Origin of the sequence: Streptomyces sp. SID4985 (genome assembly GCF_009863025.1) — a bacterium.
In the GTDB taxonomy this organism is placed as follows: domain Bacteria; phylum Actinomycetota; class Actinomycetes; order Streptomycetales; family Streptomycetaceae; genus Streptomyces.
Map to the genome: position 1 here is coordinate 1 of NZ_WWIR01000115.1, position 1208 is coordinate 1208.

Below are 1208 nucleotides of genomic sequence, written 5' to 3' on the forward strand. Positions count from 1 at the left end.
GCAGCAGCCCGCCGACGAGGGCCTGGTCGAAACCGTCCACGGCGGCGAGGGCTTCCGCCAGCCCCTCGACGGGATCGGTGAGCAGGTCGACGCGCATCAGGCCACCGCCTTCGTGGTCGGGAACCACTGCATCTCCGGCAACGGCGCGGTGGTGGCGGACAGTTCGAGATAGGCGAGGTGACGCAGGAAGCGGCTGAAGACCTGGGCCGCGGCCGAACTCCCGTCCTGCGCCGGGCGCGTGCCCGTCATGGCGGCGGTCAGGACGCCCGCGTCGCCGCCGTCGGCCTCGACCTTCAGATAGCGGGCCACCCGCTCGCCGCCGTACTGCAGCACGGCCTCGCCGATCAGCGCCCGTATGTGGTTGCAGAACATGCCGCGCGCCCCGCCGCAGGGGCGGTTGTTGTTGGTGCTGCACGCGAACGCGTAGGTCCCCGCCGCGACGGACGAGACGTACACCCGCTCGATGTCCGACCCACTGGACACCACCCCCTGCAAGCGCCCGTCGGCCAGCTCGACGAACGGCACCTTGGCCAGCTTCCGCGGCCGCGCCGACGGCACCACCCGCGCCGCGCTCGACCTCTCCCAGACGGACAACACACCACTCCCATGCACGCGAAAAGGGACGCTCACGCCAGAGCGGCGGAACGTGAAACGAATCTAAGGGGAGCCACTGACAACGGCTCTGAGCTGCGGTTTTAACGGAACGTCAGCAACACTCGGGCCCGCTCGCGAAGAAGCGCGGCCTCGCCCGACCGTCCGTCGGCGGCTGCGACTACGCTGGCGCCGCCGACCTGCCGCGTGAGTGCCGTCCATCGACGGTGCCCACACGCCCGGCCGGATGCTCGGTTAGCCGTGTTCTCGCGTATGGAGGAGTGTCCCGTGACCGCCGGCGTACCCGTCCCTCGTATCGACACCAGCAAACCCCACCCCGCGCGCGTCTACGACTGGTTGCTGGGCGGGAAGGACAACTACCCCGTGGACCAGCAGGTCGGTGAGACGCTGCCCGAGCAGTCGCGGCGCAGCGCGGCCCGCAACCGGGAGTTCATGCACCGCGCGTCCGCGTGGCTGGCCCGCAAGGGCATCGACCAGTTCCTCGACATCGGCACCGGTATCCCCACCGAGCCCAACCTGCACCAGATAGCGCAGGCGATCACACCGGGCGCCCAGGTGGTCTACGTCGACAACGACCCGATCGTGCTGCGGCACGC

The 1208-nt window shown here is 70.1% G+C and carries 2 protein-coding genes; one reads left to right on the plus strand and one right to left on the minus strand.

The window, feature by feature from the left end; all coding sequences use genetic code 11:
• Nucleotides 1-96: 96 nt before the first annotated feature.
• A complete protein-coding gene (locus tag GTW40_RS04765) occupies nt 97-594 on the minus strand; it encodes a hypothetical protein (protein WP_161178884.1) in 498 nt (165 codons plus the stop codon).
• Between the two features lie 285 nt (nt 595-879).
• Here GTW40_RS04765 and GTW40_RS04770 point away from each other — a divergent pair.
• A partial coding sequence (locus tag GTW40_RS04770) for an SAM-dependent methyltransferase (RefSeq protein ID WP_343245616.1) occupies nt 880-1208 on the plus strand: 329 nt, incomplete at its 3' end.